Annotated in this window: 22 protein-coding genes; 11 read left to right on the top strand and 11 right to left on the bottom strand. The window is 68.0% G+C overall.

The genetic code is table 11. The annotated features are described in order from the left end of the window. Nucleotide 1 precedes the first annotated feature (1 nt). On the bottom strand, nt 2–202 hold the full coding sequence (locus EPO51_RS26675; protein ID WP_293357094.1) for a twin transmembrane helix small protein: 201 nt from the start codon (nt 200–202) through the stop codon (nt 2–4). A gap of 341 nt (nt 203–543) precedes the next feature. Here EPO51_RS26675 and EPO51_RS26670 point away from each other — a divergent pair, with 341 nt between their 5' ends. Further along, nucleotides 544–1194 carry a TetR/AcrR family transcriptional regulator gene (locus tag EPO51_RS26670; protein ID WP_293357092.1) on the top strand — a complete coding sequence of 217 codons (651 nt, stop codon included), beginning with the start codon at nt 544–546 and terminating at the stop codon, nt 1192–1194. A gap of 87 nt (nt 1195–1281) precedes the next feature. Then, a complete protein-coding gene (locus EPO51_RS26665; protein ID WP_363201494.1) occupies nt 1282–1845 on the top strand; it encodes a TetR/AcrR family transcriptional regulator in 564 nt (187 codons plus the stop codon). On the opposite strand, the gene EPO51_RS26660 is transcribed toward EPO51_RS26665, so the two are convergent. Next, the gene (locus EPO51_RS26660; protein ID WP_293357088.1) at nt 1842–3488 is read right to left on the bottom strand and encodes an acyl-CoA dehydrogenase family protein; all 1647 of its coding nucleotides are present in this window, start codon (nt 3486–3488) and stop codon (nt 1842–1844) included. The genes EPO51_RS26665 and EPO51_RS26660 overlap by 4 nt on opposite strands. 79 nt (nt 3489–3567) lie before the next feature. Here EPO51_RS26660 and EPO51_RS26655 point away from each other — a divergent pair, with 79 nt between their 5' ends. Then, a complete protein-coding gene (locus tag EPO51_RS26655; RefSeq protein WP_293357086.1) occupies nt 3568–4200 on the top strand; it encodes a glutathione S-transferase family protein in 633 nt (210 codons plus the stop codon). A 5-nt stretch (nt 4201–4205) separates the two neighbouring features. Here the strand turns inward: EPO51_RS26655 and EPO51_RS26650 are convergent, their stop codons facing one another. Together EPO51_RS26650 and EPO51_RS26645 are read right to left on the bottom strand one after the other, a co-directional pair. After that, nucleotides 4206–5000 (bottom strand): alpha/beta fold hydrolase, encoded by a 795-nt coding sequence (locus EPO51_RS26650; protein WP_293357084.1) that lies wholly within the window; start codon nt 4998–5000, stop codon nt 4206–4208. Nucleotides 5001–5016: 16 nt separating this feature from the next. Then, complete coding sequence (locus EPO51_RS26645) at nt 5017–5949, bottom strand: D-alanyl-D-alanine carboxypeptidase family protein (protein ID WP_293357082.1); 933 nt, start codon at nt 5947–5949, stop codon at nt 5017–5019. Nucleotides 5950–6112: 163 nt separating this feature from the next. On the opposite strand from EPO51_RS26645, the gene EPO51_RS26640 reads away from it, so the two are divergent. Next, nucleotides 6113–7093, top strand: coding sequence for a L,D-transpeptidase family protein (locus EPO51_RS26640; protein ID WP_293357080.1), 981 nt, complete (start codon nt 6113–6115; stop codon nt 7091–7093). A 113-nt stretch (nt 7094–7206) separates the two neighbouring features. Further along, the gene (locus EPO51_RS26635; RefSeq protein ID WP_293357078.1) at nt 7207–8184 is read left to right on the top strand and encodes a hypothetical protein; all 978 of its coding nucleotides are present in this window, start codon (nt 7207–7209) and stop codon (nt 8182–8184) included. Here the strand turns inward: EPO51_RS26635 and EPO51_RS26630 are convergent. The 7 genes from EPO51_RS26630 to EPO51_RS26600 form a co-directional block, all read right to left on the bottom strand. Then, the gene (locus tag EPO51_RS26630; protein ID WP_293357076.1) at nt 8181–8768 is read right to left on the bottom strand and encodes a GNAT family N-acetyltransferase; all 588 of its coding nucleotides are present in this window, start codon (nt 8766–8768) and stop codon (nt 8181–8183) included. The two genes, EPO51_RS26635 and EPO51_RS26630, sit on opposite strands and share 4 nt — an antisense overlap. Before the next feature lie 249 nt (nt 8769–9017). Continuing rightward, on the bottom strand, nt 9018–9770 hold the full coding sequence (locus EPO51_RS26625; RefSeq protein WP_293357074.1) for a sulfite exporter TauE/SafE family protein: 753 nt from the start codon (nt 9768–9770) through the stop codon (nt 9018–9020). Nucleotides 9771–10244: 474 nt separating this feature from the next. Further along, on the bottom strand, nt 10245–11567 hold the full coding sequence (locus EPO51_RS26620; protein ID WP_293357072.1) for an acyl-CoA dehydrogenase family protein: 1323 nt from the start codon (nt 11565–11567) through the stop codon (nt 10245–10247). Between the two features lie 150 nt (nt 11568–11717). Then, complete coding sequence (locus tag EPO51_RS26615; RefSeq protein WP_293357070.1) at nt 11718–12119, bottom strand: hypothetical protein; 402 nt, start codon at nt 12117–12119, stop codon at nt 11718–11720. Nucleotides 12120–12196: 77 nt separating this feature from the next. Continuing rightward, nucleotides 12197–12571 (bottom strand): VOC family protein, encoded by a 375-nt coding sequence (locus EPO51_RS26610; RefSeq protein ID WP_293357068.1) that lies wholly within the window; start codon nt 12569–12571, stop codon nt 12197–12199. 4 nt (nt 12572–12575) lie between these two features. Beyond that, nucleotides 12576–12986, bottom strand: a complete 411-nt coding sequence (locus tag EPO51_RS26605) for a hypothetical protein (RefSeq protein ID WP_293357066.1) — start codon at nt 12984–12986, stop codon at nt 12576–12578. 76 nt (nt 12987–13062) lie between these two features. Continuing rightward, complete coding sequence (locus tag EPO51_RS26600) at nt 13063–14277, bottom strand: SAM-dependent methyltransferase (RefSeq protein ID WP_293357064.1); 1215 nt, start codon at nt 14275–14277, stop codon at nt 13063–13065. A 218-nt stretch (nt 14278–14495) separates the two neighbouring features. Between EPO51_RS26600 and groES the strand changes: the two genes are divergently transcribed. The 6 genes from groES to EPO51_RS26570 all read left to right on the top strand — a co-directional run bounded on the left by groES (nt 14496) and on the right by EPO51_RS26570 (nt 20459). Beyond that, entirely contained in the window at nt 14496–14783 is a 288-nt protein-coding gene (gene groES / locus EPO51_RS26595; protein ID WP_293357062.1) for a co-chaperone GroES, read from the top strand. A gap of 49 nt (nt 14784–14832) precedes the next feature. Beyond that, nucleotides 14833–16482 carry a chaperonin GroEL gene (groL, locus tag EPO51_RS26590; RefSeq protein ID WP_293357060.1) on the top strand — a complete coding sequence of 550 codons (1650 nt, stop codon included), beginning with the start codon at nt 14833–14835 and terminating at the stop codon, nt 16480–16482. Nucleotides 16483–16550: 68 nt separating this feature from the next. After that, entirely contained in the window at nt 16551–17150 is a 600-nt protein-coding gene (locus EPO51_RS26585) for a GtrA family protein (RefSeq protein WP_293357058.1), read from the top strand. Nucleotides 17151–17194: 44 nt separating this feature from the next. Further along, nucleotides 17195–18220, top strand: a complete 1026-nt coding sequence (locus EPO51_RS26580; RefSeq protein ID WP_293357056.1) for a glycosyltransferase — start codon at nt 17195–17197, stop codon at nt 18218–18220. Further along, nucleotides 18217–18867 (top strand): methyltransferase domain-containing protein, encoded by a 651-nt coding sequence (locus EPO51_RS26575; protein WP_293357054.1) that lies wholly within the window; start codon nt 18217–18219, stop codon nt 18865–18867. The genes EPO51_RS26580 and EPO51_RS26575 overlap by 4 nt, the downstream gene beginning before the upstream one ends. Further along, nucleotides 18864–20459 (top strand): ArnT family glycosyltransferase, encoded by a 1596-nt coding sequence (locus EPO51_RS26570; RefSeq protein WP_293357052.1) that lies wholly within the window; start codon nt 18864–18866, stop codon nt 20457–20459. Before EPO51_RS26575 ends, EPO51_RS26570 begins: the two co-directional genes overlap by 4 nt. The last annotated feature ends 16 nt before the right edge of the window (nt 20460–20475 follow it).

Raw genomic sequence — 20475 nt, 5'->3', positions numbered from 1 at the left:
CTCAGCCCTGGCTGCTGCGCCACCAGACAGCCAGCATCAGGACCGCCACGGCGATCGCCTGGGTCAGCACGCGCAGCCGCATCAGCTTGTTCGACCAGGACCGGCCGAAGTCGCCGCCCCGGAACAGGGCGTAGATGCCGAACGCCAGCACCGTGGCCACCGCGGCCAGCGCGGCGAAGATCAGATAATCGAACAGATCCATGCCCCTAGCTTAGGCTCCGGAACGGCGCTACGCCATGGGCAAGGCTTGAGTCCATTTTAAACTTGACTTTAGCGCCCCTGATCATGTTCAACGATCATCGGTTCCTACAGAACGGCGAGATTCGGCGTGACGAGGGACCCCTTATGCCATAAGGCCTTAGCCTCCGCTGTGAGCGGTCCCACGGGCCGTTCGGAGCGGGAGGTTACGCAGGCTGCCACAGTTCCGCGTACCCAGTTTGTTGAACGTGTTCACCGCCGGTGATCCGCCTTGGCGTCGCCGGTTTTGTCCTCCCCCAAAAGAGATCGTCGGGGCTCCCCAGCCTGACGGCATTCAAGAGACGAATGAAGCACATCTCCCCAACTCAGGTCGCCGTCGACACCCCGACGCGCGCCCCCACCCGTCGTGCGCTCGCCAAACAACAGACCCGCCTGAAGGTCCTGGCCGCCGCCCGCCGCCTCTTCAGCGAACAGGGCTACGAAGGCGCCACCATTCGTGACATCGCGGCCGCGGCCGGCATGTCCACCGGCGCCGTCTTCGCCAATTTCACTGACAAATCAGATCTCTTCCGCGAGATCATGCAGGACGACATGGAGGCGTTGACGGCCGCCATGCGCGACGCCGCCGCCCGCGGCCGCAACGTCGAAGACGCCGTCCTGAAGATCTTCATGGCCGGCTACACCTTCTACAAGACCCGGCTGCAGCTGGCCCGCGCGGCCTTCTCGGTGTCGTGGGACAAGGACGGCGGCCCGACGCTCCGCGGCATGTCTTCCTCCGCGGCGTTCCAGGACCTGTTCACCGAGCAGCTGACCGCCGGCGTCGAGCGCGGCGAGTTGTCGCAGGAGGCCGAGGTCAAGCTGCGCAGCCAGATGCTGTTCGACACTTACCTGTCGAATTTCCCGCAGGCGATCTTCGAGGGCTGGAGCCTGGACGCGTTGCAGGCCCGGGCCCGTGACCAGATCCGCATCCTGCTCGCGGGCGCACGTCGCGGCTGATCGCCGGTCGGGATGAACGCTGACATCGCACCTCTTTCGGGGCCCGTCCCGCCGCGGCAGTCGCAAAAGGAAGCGACGCGCCAGCGGGTGGTCGCGGCCGCGCATGAGCTGTTCGACACCCACGGATACCAGGGCACGACGATCCGAGAGATCGCCCGTCATGCCGGCGTGTCCGTGGGCAGCGTCTTCACGACCTTCGCCTCCAAGGGCGAGATCCTCTCCGAGGTGATGCAGGCCCGGCTCGAACCGCTCTACGCGGAGATCGACCGGGTCATGCCGCACCTGCGGGGTTGCACGGCCGACCGGCTGCGCACCATGTTCGCCGTTCACTTCGAGTTCGAGGCCCGGCACGTGCGCCTGTTCATGTCGCACATCGCCGCCGCCTACGACTGGACCCTGCCGCCAGCCGCCCGTCCCTACGGCCGCACGCCGCGCCTGCAGGAAGTCATCCGCGACACCCTGATCAAAGGGCGGACGGAGGGCGACGTCCGCCAGGACGTCGACCTGCAGGAGATCGTCGACCTCCTGATGAGCGCCTATGCCTGGACCTACCGGCTGGTGATCACCCAGGAGGCGGACGCCCGGCTGCTGATCGGAGTCATGGACCGCCAGATCGGCCTGATCGCCGACGGCTTCGCGCCGAAGCCTTAATTCGCGCCCTCGAGCAGGCGTCGAGCGATCACCTGCGCCTGGATCTCGCCAGCGCCCTCGAAGATGTTGAGGATGCGGGCGTCGGCCAGGACGCGGCTCACCGGCTGTTCCATCGCAAAGCCGGTCCCGCCATGGATCTGCACCGCATTGTCCGCCGCCGCCCAGGCGATGCGCGCGGCGGTCAGCTTGGCCATGCCGGCCTCCAGGTCGCAGCGGCGGCCCTCGTCCTTGGCCCGCGCCGCGAACCAGGCCAGCCGTCGCGCCCCCAGGATCTCGGCCGCCATCATCGCCAGCTTGTTGGCGACCCGTGGGAACTGGGCGATGGGCCCGCCGAATTGGCGGCGCTGCAACGCATAGTCCAGCGCCAGGTCCAGGGCGTTCTGGGCCACGCCGATGGCGCGGGCCGCGGTCTGGATGCGGGCGCTCTCGAAGGTGGCCATGAGCTGGACGAAGCCCTGGCCCTCCTGGCCGCCCAGCAGGTTGGCGTGGCTGACCTCGAAGCCGTCGAAGGCGATCTCGTATTCCTTCATCCCCCGATAGCCGATGACGCCGATCTCGCCGCCGCTCATGCCCGGCGCGGGGAACGGGTCGCCGTCCACGCCGCGCGGCTTCTCCGCCAGGAACATCGACAGGCCGCGGTGGTCCTTCTTGTCCGGGTCCGTCCGGACGAGGAGGGTCATGACGTCGGCCCGGGCCGCGTGGGTGATCCAGGTCTTGGCGCCGGAGACCCGCCAGACGTCGCCGTCGCGGACCGCCTTGGTCCGAAGCGACCCCAGGTCGGACCCTGCTTCGGGCTCGGTGAAGACGGCGGTCGGGATCGTCTTGCCCGAGGTGATGCCGGGCAGGAACCGCTGCTTCTGCTCGTCGGTGCCATGGGCCAGGATCAGCTCGGCGGCGATCTCGGAACGGGTGCCCAGCGAGCCGGTCCCGATCCAGCCGCGCGACAGGGCCTCGGACACCACGCACATGGCCACCTTGCCCAGGCCCGAGCCGCCCCAGTCCTCCGGCGCGGTCAGGCCGAAGACGCCTAGATCGCCCAACTCCTCCAGCAGCGACAGCGGGATCAGCTCGTCGCGCAGGTGCCAGCCGTGGGCGAAGGGGACGATCTTCTCGTCTGTGAACGCGTGGAACTGGTCGCGCACCGCCTCCAGGGTCTCGTCCAGGCCGCTGGCCTCCAGCGACGGGCGGCCGCGCGCCTGGTCCAGCAGCTCGACGATCCGCAGCTTCACCGCCTGCGAGGCGCCGGGGCGAAGGCGGCCCAGGACGTGGCTCAGCCGCTCGGCGGGGGCGAAGACGTCGGCGGGCCGGAAGATCTCCCCCTGGTTCATCGGGATGCCACCCTGAAGCTGGCTCAGGTATTCGTGCGCCAGCAATTGGGCCGGCAGGGCCTCGGCCTCGGTCAGCCGCCCCTCGGCTTGCAGCGCCCGGGCCCAGGCGGCGACCTGGCGCAGGGTTTCGGCATAGGCGGCCGCCCAGGCCAGGCCGTGGGCGCCGTGCTGTTCGGCGTCCAGCGCCGCGCGGTCCAGCCGCCCGTCCTTTTGTACCCGCATGGCCACGGCGCCGCTGATGGAGGCGGTGAGCGCCGCGGCCTCGCGGGCGGCTTCGTCGAGGAGGTCGGGGAGGTTGGGCAGGACGAGTGTCATGGCTCGACTATGGCAGGCTTGCGTTGCGTCAGGTCAGGCCGCTTTGCTGCGCCGATCATCAAAATCAGGAAGCGCCCTCATGCTCGTTGTTCATCACCTCAACGATAGCCGTTCGCAACGCATCCTCTGGCTGCTGGAGGAGCTGGGCGCGCCCTACGAGATCAAGTTCTACCAGCGCGACGCGACCACGCGTCTTGCGCCGCCTGAGCTTGTGGCCGTGCATCCGCTGGGCAAGTCGCCGGTGGTCACCGACGGCGGCCAGACGATCATCGAGTCCGGCGCGATCATCGACTACATCGTCCGCAAGTACGGCGGCGGACGCCTGGCGCCGGCCATTGGGACCGACGCCTACGAGGCCTACAATCAGTGGATGCACTATGCCGAGGGCTCGGCGATGCTGCCGCTGATGCTGTTCATGTACGTGGGCCGCCTGGGCGAGGCCGGCGCGCCGCTGCACCCGCGCATCGAGAGCGAGATCGCCAACCACCTGGGCTACGTGGAAAAATCCCTGGCTGGCCGCGACTGGCTGCTCGGCTCCGACCTGACCGCCGCCGACATTCAGATGAGCTTCGTGGGCGAAGTCACCGGCGCGTTCGGCCGATACGACAAGTACCCGAACATCAAGGGTTGGGTGGACCGCTTCCAGGCCCGGCCGGCCTACCGCGCCGCCTTGGAGAAGGGCGGACCCTACAACATGGGCCCACGCAGCTAGCCGCTTTACTCGAACGGCGGGAAGTCGTCGTCCAGCACGCCGTCGATGAAGTCGAAGACGGTCGCCTTCAGCGAGGCGTGCGGGATGGCCGAGAAGTGGTCGATCCCCGGCAGGCTGACGCCCTTGCCCAGCGGGAAGATCCGGGCCAGCAGCTCGGGGTCGCCCGCCAGGTCGTCGCGCTGGCCGGCCGCCACCAGCACAGGCATCGGCAGGTGGGCCAGGGCGTCGCGGTCCAGCGGCGGGCTGGCGCCGGCCGAGAACGCGGCCAGCGCCTGGCGGTCCTCGCCCTGCTCGTCGGCGAACTGGCGGAAGCTCTTCAGCATCCCGTTGTCGATGGTCGACGGGTCCTCGGCGGCCATGGCCTTGGCCATCGCGTCCAGGGCGCCCTCGCGCGGCGGGTCGAACAGCTTGCCGCCCACTCCGCCCAGCAGCAGGTTCGAGATCCGGTCCGGCGCGTCGATGGCCATCTGCAGCGCCGTGCGCGTGCCCATGGAGTAGCCCAGCACGTCGACGCGGCCGACCCCCAGGTGGTCCAGCAGCGCCAGGGCGTCGGCGGCGAGTTGCAGGCGGCCATAGTCGGCCGGGTCGTGCGAGCGCACGCTCTCGCCGTGGCCGCGCTGGTCGAGGGCGATGGTCCGAAAGCCGCGCCGCTCCAGCGCGCTGTACCAGCCCGTGCGCCTCCAGCCCTCGTTGCGGTTCGAGGCGAAGCCGTGGAGCAGCAGGATCGTCCGCTGGGCCGGCCCGGGCGGTGCGATGTCGTCGTAGGCGAGGGAGACGCCGTTCAGGGTCACGCTTGGCATGGCGGCGACCCTAGAGTCAGGGCGGCTCGCCCGTCCACTCCCAGTGCCACGGCTCGAAGGGATAGTTCACGAACCCGAACCGGCGGGCGTTGGCCAGCAGCCAGCGATAGGTGGGCGTCCGGGTCATGAACAGGCGGTTGGGGTCCGCGGTGGAGTCGGGGCCGTAACCGGGCGCCTGGCCGACGTACATGTCCGCGGCGAGGCCCGTGCGGTGGGCCGAACAGCGGGCGCGGACGACGCCGTCGCAGTTGCCCTCCGCCTGGCATCGCGCGGCGTCGGCCGAGGGGCTGCGGTAACCCGAGAAGATCGTCAGGTTCCGCGGATCGGCGGCGATCGCCGGGACCTCGGCGCGGGCGGCGGCGACCATCCGGCGGTAGGCCTCCAGCGCCTTGGGCCGCATCCACACCTGCTTGCCGCTGTAGCCCTCGTCGATCCGCGCCGCGGTGATCAGGTCCGGCGTGTCCGGACAGGTCCCGAACGACGTGAAGCGCACGAACTCCCGGCGGGTCTGCAGGGCGTTCTTCAACGCGATGAAGACCGGCTCGGTCAGCACCCCGTCCGCGTCCAGCTTCTGCGACGCCTGCCAGGCGGCGAGCGCGGCGGCGAAGCCTTCGCTGTCGGCGGGGCAGATCGTGCGGATCTCGTCCTGGATCATCGGGACGTAGATGTCCCAGCCGGCCTCCTGCCGACCGAAGGGCGCCCAGGCCAGGGTTCGCAGCGAGCCTGAGTTGGCCTGGGCCGCGGCCGTCCAGCCCTCGGAGCGGCAATCGGCGCTGACCGGGCCCCGTGGGGTGGACTGGCCCGAGGCGGCCCCGGTCGGCTCGCCCAGGGGACCAGGCGCAGGCGGATGCGCCGGCGCGCAACTGGTCACCCGCAGGACCAGCAGCAGCAACAGCACGACGGCCGCCGCCGAGGCCCCCAGGAACCGCATCACGTCTCGGAGCTTCATCAACATCCCACCGCCAGCAAGGGGTGGTGAAACGCCGAGGTCCAGCATGAAGTTCGCAACTGTTCTTCTTTGTGGTTTTTCCGCCGTCGCGCTCTGCGCCTGCGAAATCCGGCCCAGAGAAGCGGCGAGCACCTCCCAGACCTCGGCGCCGTCCGCGACGTCCATGCCCGCAGAGGCTCCGCCGGTGCTGGCGATCCCACCCGCGCCGTCGGCTGCGCCTGTCGCCCGGGCCGTGGATCGGGCCGTGTTCGACGCCGCGGCGCCTACGCCGCAGGCCCGGCGCGACATGCTGATCCGCGCCCAGGTGCTGCTGGACCGCGCCCATTTCTCGCCGGGGGTCATCGACGGCCAGGACGGCGAGAACGTGAAGAACGCGATCGCGGCCTACGAGCGCGCCAACGGCCTTCCGGAGGACGGCGTGCTGGACGCCGACGTCTGGGCCAAGCTGACGGCCGACACCGGCCCGATCCTCGTCGACTACGCGATCACCCCGGCGGACGCGGCGGGGCCGTACACGCCGTCGATCCCCAAGGACTACGCCCGGATGGCCAAGCTTGACCGGCTGGGCTTCAGCGGGCCCCTGGAGGCCCTGGCCGAGCGGTTCCACATGGACCCGGCCCTGCTCCAGGCGCTGAACCCCGGCGCGGACTTCGGCGCGGCGGGGACGAAGATCGTCGTGGCCTATCCGGCGCGCGAGGCCCTGCCGGCCAAGGTGGCGACGATCGAGGTGGACAAGGCGCGCAAGCAGGTCCGCGCCTATGACGCCGCCCACAAGCTGCTGGCCGCATATCCCGCCACGGTGGGGTCAGGCGACCTGCCCACGCCGTCCGGCGAATGGGCCGTGCGCACCATCGCGCCGGCGCCCACCTGGACCTACGATCCCAGCCGCCTGAACTTCGGGGACCGGACGGCGGGCAAGCTGACGATCCAGGCGGGGCCGAACAATCCGGTGGGCGCGGTTTGGATCGACCTCACCAAGGACACCTACGGCATCCACGGCGCGCCCGAGCCGCGCCTGGTGGGCAAGACCGCCAGCCATGGCTGCGTGCGCCTCACCAACTGGGACGCGGTCCAACTCTCCAAGGCGGTTGAGAAGGGGACGAGAGTGGTCTTCCTGGGTGAATCGGCAGCGATCACAACCTGAGGCGCCTGTTTGTCCCGCGAATTCCCAGGCGGTTCCCATCGTAAAGGTTTCGGTTACGAACCGGCGGTTACTCATTTTGAGTAGCGGCGAAAAGCCGCGAATGGAAACGCATCATGAGCGCCCAGGGACCGGCACAGATCCTCGCGCCGATGAGCCGGATCGACCGCGTCGCCGGCAGGGGTATCCGCGATCGCGACCGCAAACGCCGCGACGACACGCGCGGCCGGCCCTCGCGGGCCGAGGTCGAGGCGTATGAGCTGCTGATCGAGCGCCTGACGACCATCCACCAGGTGGCGTTCGACCGCATCGACTGGGCCAAGCTGGAGGCCGAAGGGCCCGTGGTTCCCACCGTTGCGCGCGACGCCATCTCGGCGGCGGCCCGGCACAAGCTCGCCAACTACCGCCCGTCGCTGTTCGACAACCTGCTGGGCCTGGAGCGCGAGAAGCGCCGCGAACTGACCAACCGGATGGTGGAGGCGGCCAAGGCCGACGCCGAACTCTACGGCCGCGCCAAGGCCCAGGCGGACGCCCACAACCGCACCCTGGCCCTGGCCGCCGACGTGCGCGCCCTGAAAGTCGAGGCGATCGCCGGGGTGCTGAAGGCCAACCGCGGGGCGGCGACCCTGAAGGACGTGATCGAAGGCTTCCGGCTGCACGTCGAGGGCCCCAACCGCCTGATCGGCGAGATCGACCTCTTCGAGTACGACGCCCTGCCGGACGAGGCCTGCACGCCCGCCGCCTACAAGCCCCTGACCGACGCCGAGCGCTGTCGGCTCCAACTCGCCAACGCCTGTGCGGTGGCCTTGCGCGCCGCCGTGGAGGTGTTGCGGACGGCGCCTGTCGACGCCGTGGAGATCGTCGCGCGGCGCTGCCGTCCGGGCGGGTTCGCCGAGACCGACCTCGAACCGGTGCTGCACGTGAAGGTGACGGCCGCGGCGTTGGCCAGCCTGCAGCTCCAGAAGGCGGACGCCGTCACGACGATCGCCGACATGCGCGCCCAGATCGACTGGACGCCCGCGCGGGGGCTCGTGCCGATCCGCATCGACGATCCGGCCATCGTGCGCCTCACCACGCCGCGGGTGGCCGCCTAGGCCGCCAGCGTCGCCAGCCGCGCGTCCAGCCGGTCCCGCACCGCCGGCCACTCGTCGGCCAGGATCGAGAAGATCACCGTGTCGCGGATGCGGCCGGTCCAGGTCAGCCGGTCCGAGCGCAGGATGCCTTCCTGCGTCGCGCCCAGTTTGGTGACGGCCGCGCGGCTGCGCGCGTTCAGAGCGTCCACCCGATAGACCACCCTGCGCGCGCCGCTGTCGAACGCGTGCGTCATCATCAGGCGCTTGGCCGCCGGGTTCACCGCCCCGCCCCGCGCGTCGGGCCGGTAGTAGGTCCCCCCCACCTCCAGCACGCTGTTCGGCGGGTCGATGGCGTAGAAGGTCGTCAGGCCTACCACTTCGCCGGCGGCGACCACCGCATAGGCCTGGGTGTTCCCCGCCACCTGATCGCCCATCAGCTTGGCCCAGGTGGGCTCGAAGTGCTCGTTCGCCCAGGAGAAGGGATAGAGCTCGGTCCAGATCCGTTGGTCGGCGTTGGTCGCCGCGCGCAGGCCCTCGCGATGGCCTTCGGTCATCGGCTCCAGCCGCACGAAGCGGTTCTCCAGCACCTTGGGTTCGAGCTGCATGACGTGTTTCCAGCGACGCGGAGCTCGGCCATAAGCGATCATCGGTCTGCCAGGAATGGCCAATTTCCCAAAACCTGACAGGCCACTTCGCAATCCACGGCAGGGTTTCCAGCCCGGCTGTCAAAAAACTTCGCAACCGGCCCTTGCAACGGCCGCGGGACGACATACCTCAGCCTTGCCCATTCCTGGGCGTTTCCTCCCTAATGACTTCAAAAGCCGGGTCCCTGTGACCCGGCTCTTTTTTTGCCCTCAGCCGGCCAGGAAGAGCTGCGCGGCCTGGATCAGGTAGCTCGCGCCCACCGCCGTCACGATCCAGCGGGTCCAGCGCTTGAAGTTCACGTCGCTCATCCGGTTGAGGATCGCGCCGCCCGCGACGGTGCCCAGCATCGAGAGCGGCACGGCCAGCCCGAACACCCACAGCGGCGGCATGCCCACGCCGCCGCCCGCGAACATCGGCGCCCCGTAGACCACGATCTTGGCCAGGTGGGCGAACACCTGGGTCGCGGCCTTGGTGGCGACGATGGCGTGGCGGGTGAGTTCGGTGCGCACGAAGAAGATGTCGAGCAGCGGCCCGGCGACGCCGGCGGTCAGGTTCAGGCCGGTGACCGACAGACCCGAGAGGAAGGCCTGGAGCGGCCTGGCGGCGTCCAGGTTGATCCACCTCTGCGGCAGCCAGGTCAGGCCGGGCACGAGGCCCAGCAGCAGGAACAGCAGCGGCTTGGACGGCGTGAAGCTGAGGAAGGCCACGACCACGCCCGCGATCAGCGACGCCAGGGCGTACCAGCCGACGATGTCCCAGCGGACGAACCTACGGTGCAGGATGCTCCGCCAGCCGTTGGCGACGAGCTGCAGGACGCCGTGGGAGACGAAGGCGGCCTGCACCGGCAGGACGAAGGCCAGCGCCCCCATCAGCACCAGGCCGCCCGCCATGCCGAACACGCCCGAGAGCGTGGCGGTCACAAAGGCCATGCAGACCACGAAGGCGGCTGCGATCAGGGTCATGGAAGTCCTCCGGAGTTGCGGCCGGCCCCGGCAGGCGGGCACAGGCCGCCTCCGATCGCCGACCAGCTGCGCGTCGCGCGCGGGACCGAATGGGCGCTGCAAGCCGCAGGGCGAGCGCTCCTGGAATCGCCTGGGCCTCGGCCCGGCGTGAAAGATCGAATGGCGTGGCCATGAGAAATCGCCATTCGCTTACACCCGAGCTTTGGCCAAGGCCACCTCCTCTCCCCCCACACGAAGTGGGAGGGGAGAGGGTAGGGTGAGGGGCGGCTGGGCCTGTCCGTCTCTCCCGATGGTTCCTCGAGGATCAGCGGCGACGAAGCTGGGTCATGGCTGGACCATCGGCGGAACACCCCTGCACGAGCCGCCCCTCACCCTGCCCTCTCCCCTCGGGCTGCACCTCGGGGGAGAGGAGGTCACGAAAAAGGCCGCGTGGATCTCTCCGCGCGGCCCTCGATCGTCAGTGGTGATGCAGCCTTAGTTCCGGAAGACCGCCGCCAGGGACGGGTCGGCCGGCTGTTCGCGGTACTGCTGCAGCTCGTTGCGGCCCACCACCATGTGGTGAACCTCGTCCGGGCCGTCGGCGATGCGCAGGGTGCGGGTGTTGGCGTACATCCGGGCCAGCGGGGTGTGCTGCGACACGCCGAGCGCGCCGTACATCTGGATCGCCTGGTCGATGATCTTGCAGACCCGCTCGGGCACCATGGCCTTGACCATGTGGATCCAGACGCGCGCCTCGCGGTTGCCCAGCACGTCCATCGCCTTGGCGGCCTTCAGCACCATCAGCCGCATGGCCTCGATCTCGATCCGCGCACGGCTGACGATCTCGATGTTGCCGCCCAGCTGGATGATCGGCTTGCCGAAGGCCACGCGGGTCATGCCGCGGGTGACCATCAGGTCCAGCGCCTTCTCGGCCGAGCCGATGGCGCGCATGCAGTGGTGGATACGGCCCGGACCCAGGCGAAGCTGGCTGATCTCGAAGCCGCGGCCCTCGCCCAGCAGCATGTTCGACGCCGGCACGCGGGCGTTGTCGAAGATGATGTGCATGTGGCCGTGCGGCGCGTCGGGGTCGCCGAACACCTGCTGGCCCTGGATGACCTTCACCCCGGGGGTGTCGAGCGGCACCAGGATCTGCGACTGCTGCAGGTGCGGCGGGGCGTTCTCCTCGCCCGTCTTGACCATGGTGATCATGATCTTGCAGCGCGGGTCGCCGGCGCCCGAGATGTAGTGCTTCTCGCCGTTGATCACATATTCATCGCCCACGCGGGTGGCGCGGGTGTCGATGTTCTTGGCGTCGGACGAGGCGGTGTTCAGCTCGGTCATGCAGTAGGCCGAGCGGATCTTCCCTTCGAGCAGCGGCTCCAGCCACTGCTTCTTCTGTTCCGGCGTCCCGACCCGCTCCAGCACTTCCATGTTGCCGGTGTCGGGGGCGGCGCAGTTCATGGTCTCCGACGCCAGCCGGTTCTTGCCCAGCTCGACGGCGATATAGGCGTAGTCGAGGTTGGACAGGCCCTCGCCGGTCTCGGCGTTCGGCAGGAAGAAGTTCCACAGGCCGGCGGCCTTGGCCTTGTCCTTGGCGGCTTCCAGCACTTCGAGCTGGCCCGGCGCATATTGCCAGATGTCGGGACGGCCCTCGCCCAGGCGATGGAACTCCTCGCTCATCGGCTCGACGACGTCGCGGATGAAGTCCTTCACCTTGTTGAGCAGCGGCACGGCCTTCTCGGACATCCGCAGGTCGTTGAGGTCGTCCTGGGGGTTCAGGCCAAAGCTGTTTTGGGGCCGTTCGGCGGCGACGTTCATCCGGGTTCTCCCACGCACATTTTGATGGCGCGCAGTTTTGGCCCAAAACGCGGAGAACTCAAACAAGTGTTTTAATCATTCGCGCCGCGTCCGGCGCAACGAACCGCCCGCCGGGGGAGCGGCGGGCGGCCGGCGGGCGCGAACCCGACCCTAGGCGACGGCTTCGCGCCGGGCCTTGCGCAGCGCCAGGTACTGGAGGTCGGCGACCACCAGCGCGGCGACGGCCTGGCCGACCACCACCCCCAGCCCCAGCGTCGTGGGCTGGGTCCAGCCGAGGGCGACGAGCGCGAGGCTCTCGATCGCCCAGACCACGTTGAAGCCCACCAGGGTCCAGACCACGGCGCGCGGCAGGGCCGGCCGCGTCGCCAGCCAGGCCAGCAGGGCCGCATAGGGCAGGAGGAACAGCCCGACAGGCTGCATCAGGGCCGGCGACAGGCCGAGCGGCTCGGCCAGCCAGCCGGCGTCGAGGGCGAAAGCGGCCCCCATCACGCCGCACGCGGCGGCGTCGAGGGCGATGACGGTGCGCAGGAAGGTCGAGCGGACGGCGGTCATGGGAAGCTCCTTGAGCGGGTAGACCCGCCCAAGGTCCCGCGTCCGCCGCGGCCGGTCGATTACCTCGGAGGTCAAGCTCACGACGCGGCGTGGCAGACGGCCTCGATGTTGTGCCCATCCGGGTCGAGGACGAAGGCCCCGTAGTAGGTCGGGTGGTAGTGCTCGCGCAGGCCCGGCGGCCCATTGTCCCGCGCGCCGGCCGCTATCGCCGTCGCGTGGAAGGCGTCGACGGCCGGCCGGCTCGGGACGGCGAAGGCGACATGGGCGTAGCCGCTACGCCCGTCGCTGCCGATCCAGAAGAACGGCCGCTCGGAACCGTAGCCGGCATAGGTTTCGCCGTCGCCGAACAGGCGCCTCAGGCCCAGCGGCGCCAGGGCGGCGTCGTAGAAGGCTTCCGCGCGCCGGTAGTCGGCGACCTTCAGGCTGACGTGGTCGAGGACCGCGCCGCCCATCGTCCTACTTCACCGGCACATGGTCGATGTGCGGGCAGACGGCGGCCATCAGGGCCGCGTTGTCCGCACCCTCGGCCTTCTTCGGGGTGTCCTTGCGCCACTCCTCCTTGATCGCCAGTGGGGCGGACGGCTTGTATGAGCCCAGCAGGATCAGGTTCTTCTTGGCGCAGTCTATGGCCACGACGCTGCCGACGCCGTCGGGCTTGCCGGGAGCGGAGGGGCCCAGCTTGGCCTCGGGCTTGGAGATGGCCTGCATCACCACCAGGCGGCCGGTCGCCTTGTCCTTGTAGCTGTAGTCGCCATCGTAGGACCACGCCGTCCCGTTGGCGCCGTCGACGTACTTGGTCCAGGTCTCGGCCGAGGCGGCCCCGGCGATCAGCGTCAGGGCGGTGGCGAGCGCGAAGGCGCGGCGCATGGGCGGTCTCTCCAAACAAGCGTTCGGCGGCGACCCTAGCGGCGGTTTTGGACCGCCTCCACACATTTCGCCCGCCTCAAGCGACCCGCTCGCGCCGATCGCCCAGGCCGCGCTCGCCCTCGGCGATGTAGTCGCGGGTGATCGGCAGGACGTCGACATCCTTGGCGAGCTGAATCTGCCAGACGAACTGGCGCCGCGCCCGGAAGCTCTGCTCGGCGATGCCCAGGTAGAACTCGAACATCCGGCAGAAGCGCTCGTCGTAGAGGCCCGCGATCTCGGCGCGGTGGGCGGCGAACCGGGCCCGCCAATGCTTCAGGGTCTCGGCGTAGTGCAGGCGCAGGATCTCCACGTCGGTGACGATCAGCCCAGCCCGTTCGATCGCCGGCAGCACCTCGCTGAGCGCCGGGCTGTAGCCGCCCGGGAAGATGTACTTGGCGATCCAGGAGTTGGTCACCCCCACCTCCGGCCGGCCGATCGCGTGGATCAGCGCCACGCCGTCGTCCTTCAGCAGCCTGGCGACGCCGTCGAAATACGCCTGGTAGTTCGGCCGGCCCACATGCTCGAACATGCCTACCGAGACGATCCGGTCATAGGTGTCGGCCACGTCGCGGTAGTCGGTGAGCGAGAACCGGGCCCGGCCGGCGAGCCCGCGGGCCTCGGCGCGCGCCTTGGCGACCGCCAGCTGCTCGACCGAGAGGGTGACGCCGTCGACCTCGGCGCCGGTCTCCTCGGCGAGCGTCATGGCCATGCCGCCCCAGCCGCAGCCGATGTCCAGCACCTTCATCCCGGGGGCGATGGCCAGCTTGGCCGCGATGTGCCGCTTCTTCGCGAGCTGGGCCTCTTCCAGCGTCATGTCCGGCCGGGCGAAATAGGCGCAGGAATACTGCATGTCGGCGTCGAGGAAGCGCCGGTACAGCTCGTCGGACAGGTCGTAATGGTGGGCGACGTTCTTCCGCGCCGCGCTGCGCGCGTTGGCCTCGCGCCGCCGCTCGCGCAGCCAGAGCGCCAGGCGGCCGCGCCGCTTCTTCCTCTGGTTCCGGGCGTTGGCGCCGACCAGGTCGATGAAGTCGCCGATCTCGCCCTGCTCGAGCACCAGGCCGCCGTCCATATAGGCCTCGCCGACCCCCAGGCCGGGCTTGGCGGCGATCCGCGCCGCCCAGGACGCCGAGGTGATGCGCGCCACCAGCGCCGGCCCCGTGCCGTCGCCCAGCCGCAGCTCGCGGCCGCCCGGCAGCTTCAGGGTGAGGTCGCCGCTCCGGACCACCTTCTGCAGCATCGCTTGCAGACCCATGCCCACACTCCTACGTCACCCTTCGCAACCTAGGTTGAGCCGGCGGAAAACCAAGGGCCATGGCGCGCCCTTTTCGCACGTTCGCCTTGACTCGCGCGGGCGCTGTTCCTAACTGCCCGACCGACGTTGGCACTCAAGGGCCGGGACTGCTAACAGCCACGTCCGCCCCGCCGCCGTCGCCAATTTGAACCGTTTCGAGCGGAAGAGAGAGAACACACATGGCGTTTCGTCCCCTGGGAGATCGCGTCCTCATCAAGCGCGTCGAGGAAGAGGAAAAGACCAAGGGCGGGATCATCATCCCCGACACCGCGAAGGAAAAGCCGCAGGAAGGCGAAGTGATCGCCACCGGCCCCGGCGCCCGCGACGACAGCGGCAAGATCCAGCCGCTGGACGTGAAGGCCGGCGACCGCATCCTGTTCGGCAAGTGGTCCGGCACCGAGGTCAAGCTCGACGGCCAGGACCTGCTGATCATGAAGGAAAGCGACATCCTGGGCGTCGTCTCCTAACCGACGGCCCGCCCCAGACATCCCCCTTTAGAAGAAGAGACACACAGCCATGGCTGCCAAAGACGTCTATTTCGCTTCCGACGCGCGCGACCGCATGCTGCGCGGCGTCAACATCCTCGCCAACGCGGTGAAGGTGACCCTGGGCCCCAAGGGCCGCAACGTGGTCATCGAGAAGTCCTTCGGCGCCCCGCGCTCGACCAAGGACGGCGTGTCAGTCGCCAAGGAAATCGAACTGGCCGACCGTTTCGAGAACCTCGGCGCCCAGCTGATCCGCGAAGTCGCCTCCAAGACCAACGACAAGGCCGGTGACGGCACCACCACCGCCACGGTCCTGGCCCAGGCCATCGTCGTCGAGGGCCTGAAGTCGGTCGCCGCCGGCATGAACCCGATGGACCTGAAGCGCGGCGTCGACAAGGCGGTCGCCAAGGTCGTCGAAGAGATCAAGGCTTCGGCCAAGAAGGTCACGACCAACGCCGAGATCGCCCAGGTCGGCACCATCTCCGCCAACGGCGACACCGAAGTCGGCGAGATGATCGCCCGCGCCATGGAAAAGGTCGGCAACGAGGGTGTCATCACCGTCGAGGAAGCCAAGACCGCCGAGACCGAACTCGACGTCGTCGAAGGCATGCAGTTCGACCGCGGCTACCTGTCGCCCTACTTCATCACCAACGCCGAGAAGATGGAGGCCGACCTCGAGGACCCCATCATCCTGCTCTTTGAAAAGAAGCTCTCCTCGCTACAGCCCCTGCTGCCGGTGCTGGAAGCCGTGGTCCAGTCGGGCAAGCCCCTGCTGATCATCGCCGAAGACGTCGAGGGTGAAGCCCTCGCGACCCTGGTCGTGAACAAGCTGCGTGGCGGCCTCCGCGTCGCGGCCGTCAAGGCTCCGGGCTTCGGCGACCGCCGCAAGGCCATGCTGGAAGACATCGCCATCCTGACCGGCGGCCAGCTGATCTCCGAAGACCTGGGCATCAAGCTGGAGAGCGTCACGCTCGACATGCTGGGCCGGGCCAAGAAGGTCACCATCACCAAGGACGACACCACGATCGTGGACGGCTCGGGCGACAAGGCCGACATCGAAGGCCGCATCTCCCAGATCAAGAAGCAGATCGAGGACACCACCTCGGACTACGACAAGGAAAAGCTGCAGGAGCGTCTGGCCAAGCTGGCCGGCGGCGTCGCGGTGGTCCGCGTCGGCGGTTCGACCGAAGTCGAAGTGAAGGAAAAGAAGGACCGCGTCGACGACGCCCTGAACGCGACCCGCGCGGCCGTGGAAGAAGGCATCGTCCCCGGCGGCGGCGTCGCCCTGCTGAAGGCCAGCCGCGTGCTGGACGGCTTCAAGGGTGACAACGACGACCAGGAAGCCGGCGTCGCCATCGTGCGTCGCGCCCTGCAGGCCCCGATCCGTCAGATCGCCGAGAACGCCGGCGTCGAAGGCTCGATCGTGGTCGGCAAGGTGCTCGAGAACAGCTCGGCCACCTTCGGCTTCAACGCCCAGACCGAAGAGTACGTGGACCTGGTGCAAGCCGGCGTGATCGACCCCGCGAAGGTCGTCCGCACCGCGCTGCAGGACGCCGCCTCGGTGGCCGGCCTGCTGATCACCACGGAAGCCGCCATCGTCGAAGCCCCCAAGAAGGGCGGCGGCGGCCAGGGCGGCATGCCCGGCGGCGGCATGGGCGGCATGGGCGACATGGACTTCTAGTCGCCTTAGAAGCCGTCATCCCGGCCAACGAAGCGGCGCAGCCGCAAAGGCCGAGCCGGGACCTGATAATGGAGGGCGGGACCGCAAGGTCTCGCCCTTTTTCGTTCGCGTTGCGGCTTGACGTCTGTCTTTGGCCTGCCATCAAGCCCCTCGACGGATCAGGTGGCGTCTCAGCAGCGGCGGCCGATCAATTGCTGGCGGCCGGCGACAGATCGGCCGCGCAGAAGTCGGAGTTGGCGCCTTTGAAGAAGATCGCATCACTTGTGCCCCTTCGGCATCGCGCCCTGGTCATGCAGATCTTTCGCTATGGGGTCAGCGGCGGTGCGGCTGCCCTGCTCTACTCGCTGGTCTACTGGGTGCTCGCCTCCATCCTGCATGTAGAGCCGTTGGTGGCCAATGTGGCCGCGTGGCTGACCTCCCTCGTTTCCAGCTACCTCCTGCATTCTCGCTGGAGCTTTCGAGGCGCTGCGCGCGACGCCAACTCGCGGCAAGCCAAAATCCGGTTCCTTTGCATCAACCTTGCCGGGCTTGCCCTCAACTCGTTCTGGGTCTGGCTGATTGTGCACGGTATGGGGCTAGATGTTCGCGCGCCGCTGATCCTTGTTCTTTTTGTCACGCCGTGGTTGATGTTCTATGCTAGCCGTCGCTGGGCTTTTCAGGTGAACTAGGCCTGAAGGCATCAAAAAGTTGAGATTCTCTGGGGGAGAACCTCGTGCCAAATGTTGCCACCGGCAAGAAGTTACTCGCCTCAGACGCGAAAAGCCGTAACTCAACACCACTTCTGCTCTATGGTGCGATACTATTCTGCATCGGCATCGCAGGGTTCCTGTTGGGCGTTCTGCTGGTCTTTCCACGCTACCTGCTAGGCTTGCACGAACTGCTGGACCCGGTGGCGACCTGGCTGGTGTGGTATAGTGGTATCCCCGTCGTGCTGGGCCTAAGCTTGGCCGCCTTCGATCTCCTTGTGCTCCTGCGGCGCAAGAAGCCGAACGTACCGGTCCGTCACGAGCCGCTGACCAATCGCAAGGTCACGGTCGCCTTGACCGCCTATAATGATGAAGACAGCATCGCCGATGCGGTGAAGGACTTCCTCGCGCACCCGCTGGTCGCTCGGGTCATCGTCGTAAGCAACAACAGCCAGGACGAGACCTTCGCTCGAGCGCAAGCAGCCGGCGCCATCACCTTTGACGAACTGCAGCCGGGGTATGGCCGCTGCGTCTTCCGCTGCCTGAGCGAAGCCGTTCAGCATGAGGACGTGGATATGGTGGTCCTCTGCGAGGGCGATCTCACCTTCCGGGCCTATGACATCGAGAAGCTGATCGCCTACGCTCCGCACGCTGACATCGTGAACGGCACGCGGACGGTCGAGCCTCTGCGCCAGTATGTGACCCAGCTCAGCACGTTCATGTTCTACGGCAACATCTTTGTAGGTAAGCTGCTGGAGGCGAAATACCTGGGGCGAGGCACCATCACCGATGTCGGCACGACCTATAAGCTCTGTCGGCGCGACGCGCTGGCCCGCCTGCTCCCGCACGTGAATCCCGCGATCAACCTCGAATTCAACGCTCATTTCCTGGACACCGCACTGCAGCGTGACCTGGTCCTAGTGGAGTGTCCCATCACCTTCCACGCCCGGGTCGGGGTCAGCAAAGGTGGCAATGTGAACAACTGGCGGGGATTTCAGGTCGGCCTGAGAATGATCGCTGGCATCGTCTTGGGTTGGAGGGCTGCCGCTTGAGTGAGGGCTATCACGCATCGCGCCTAACTCAGGACACGCGCCGCAATGTTCTTTGGAGCGCCCTCTGGCGCTTCTACTTCCGTCGGCGCATCGCACCGGGCGACTGCGTTCTGGACCTCGGCAGCGGATACGGCGAGTTCATCAACAACGTGGTCGCTGCGCGCCGCCTGGCCGTCGACACCTGGCCCCGGTTGCCGGACCACGTGGCTCCAGGCGTGGAAGCCCACGTCGGTATGGCCCAAGACCTGGACTGGATCGCCGACGGGGCTGTGGATTTCGCCTTCGCCAGCAACTTGTTCGAGCACCTGTCGCAGGACGCATTCGCCGCGACGCTGGCGGCCCTTCGCACCAAACTCTCCGCCAAGGGATCGCTGACGATCCTGCAGCCCAACTATCGCTACGCCTACCGGGAGTATTTCGACGACTACACCCACATCGCCGTCTACTCGCACGTTTCGATCGTCGACTTTCTGACGGCGCACGGCTGGGAGGTGCAGGAGGTGCAACCCCGGTTCCTGCCGCTCACCATCAAATCGCGGCTGCCCGTTTCGCCCCTGCTGATCGCGGCCTACCTTGCCTCGCCGATCCGGCCCTTGGGGAAGCAAATGTTGATCAGCGCCCGGCCGGTCCGCGGAGGTGGCGCATGACTTCGCCTCCCGCGCCTCGCCGAGCGAGCAGGCCAGCCCGCCTTCTGGCCGCGGCCGTTCTGGCCGCGATGGGCGCGGTGCTGCTCTGGAAACTCCTGCTGTTCCTCGATCGCGCCAGTTGGGCGGTGCACACCCCGAACGAGCTGGACTACGGCGAGGGCATCGTCTGGCAGCAGATGCGGATGATGTCGGAGGGGCAGGGCTACGCGCCGCTGACGACTTTTCCCGCGATCGTCTTTCACTATCCGCCTGTTTATCATTGGCTTACGTGGCTGACGGTCGCCGCAACCGGCTTGGATGACCTGTCGGCCGGGCGCACGCTCTCCATCATTTCAACGCTCGCCGCCGCAGCCTGCGCTGGGGTGATCGCGAGCCTGTGCGCGCCGGGAAGCAGCCGGATGGCGAGATGGATCTGCGGAGCCAGCGCCGCCCTGGTCTCGCTGACCTGCTATCCGGTCGCCTATTGGAGCGTGTTGATGCGCGTCGACATGGTCGCCGTCGCGTTCGCGCTAGGCGGACTTTGCCTGACGATGCTCGCAATGCGCAGGCCGCTCCTGATCTACCTGGCGGCGATCGCCTTTGTCGCCTCGGTCTTCACCAAGCAAACCATGATCGCGGCGCCCGGCGCCGCCTTCCTCGTCCTGCTGGTGCTGAGGCCCGGCTTGGCGCTGAGGGGGATCGGCGCTTGCATCGTGCTGGGATTGGCGGTCCTTCTGGGGTTGTCCGTAGCGACCGACGGGCAGTTCATCCAGCACATACTCGGCTATAATATCAATCGCTTCTCGTTCGAGCGGCTGATCGACATCAAGCATCGGGCGAGCGTCCACGTCCCCTACCTTCTGCTGGGCCTGGTTGGTGCGGGCCTCGCGGTCTATCTCGTGTTTCAGCAGGCCGGCTCGGGAAGCCTCGCCGATGTCCGGAGGAGGATCAGCGGCGACGAGGGGACGATCCGGATCTTGATCGCGGTGGCCTATCTGGTCCCGACGACCGCCCTCTTGATCCTGATCGGCAAGGTCGGATCCTCCCTGAACTACTACATTGAATGGTTCATGGCGGGCAGCGTCATGATCGGTATCGCCATGCGTCCGGCGGCGGATGCGGTCTTCCCGCCAATCAAGGCGGATGGCCCGGCCGGGGCCCGCGTCAATCCGCTCGTGCTGGCGCCCGCCCTCGTGATCGCCGGGGCGCTGATGGCGCCCACCGCCACCAAGGACGACGGAATCCACACTCCCGCGGATCGGGCCGAACTCGCAACCCTCACCCGTTGGGTCGCCGCGGCGGACCGGCCGGTGATCTCCGACAACATGGTCATCCTGCGCCAGGCCGGCAAAGAGGTTGTGCTGGAGCCGGCCATCATCGCCGAGTTGGGATCGACCGGGGTCTATGACGAACGGCAGTTCGTCCGCATGATCCAGCATGGCGAGTTCGCATTCTTCGTCACCGTCGGCGGGCGGGGGGAAAACCCCTACGAGTCCCGGTACAATCCGGCGGTCACCGACGCGATCTACCTGCACTATCCCCGGAAGGTGAAGCTTGCAGGCCTCACCGTGCATCTGCCGGCGGAGGCTGAAGCCGACACCGCACGCCCCTGAGCACGGGGCGGCGGAT

The sequence above is a fragment of the Phenylobacterium sp. genome (assembly GCF_004297125.1).
In the GTDB taxonomy this organism is placed as follows: Bacteria; Pseudomonadota; Alphaproteobacteria; order Caulobacterales; family Caulobacteraceae; genus Phenylobacterium.
Note: the sequence above shows the minus strand (reverse complement) of the source record. Positions and strands in the feature narration are given on the sequence as shown.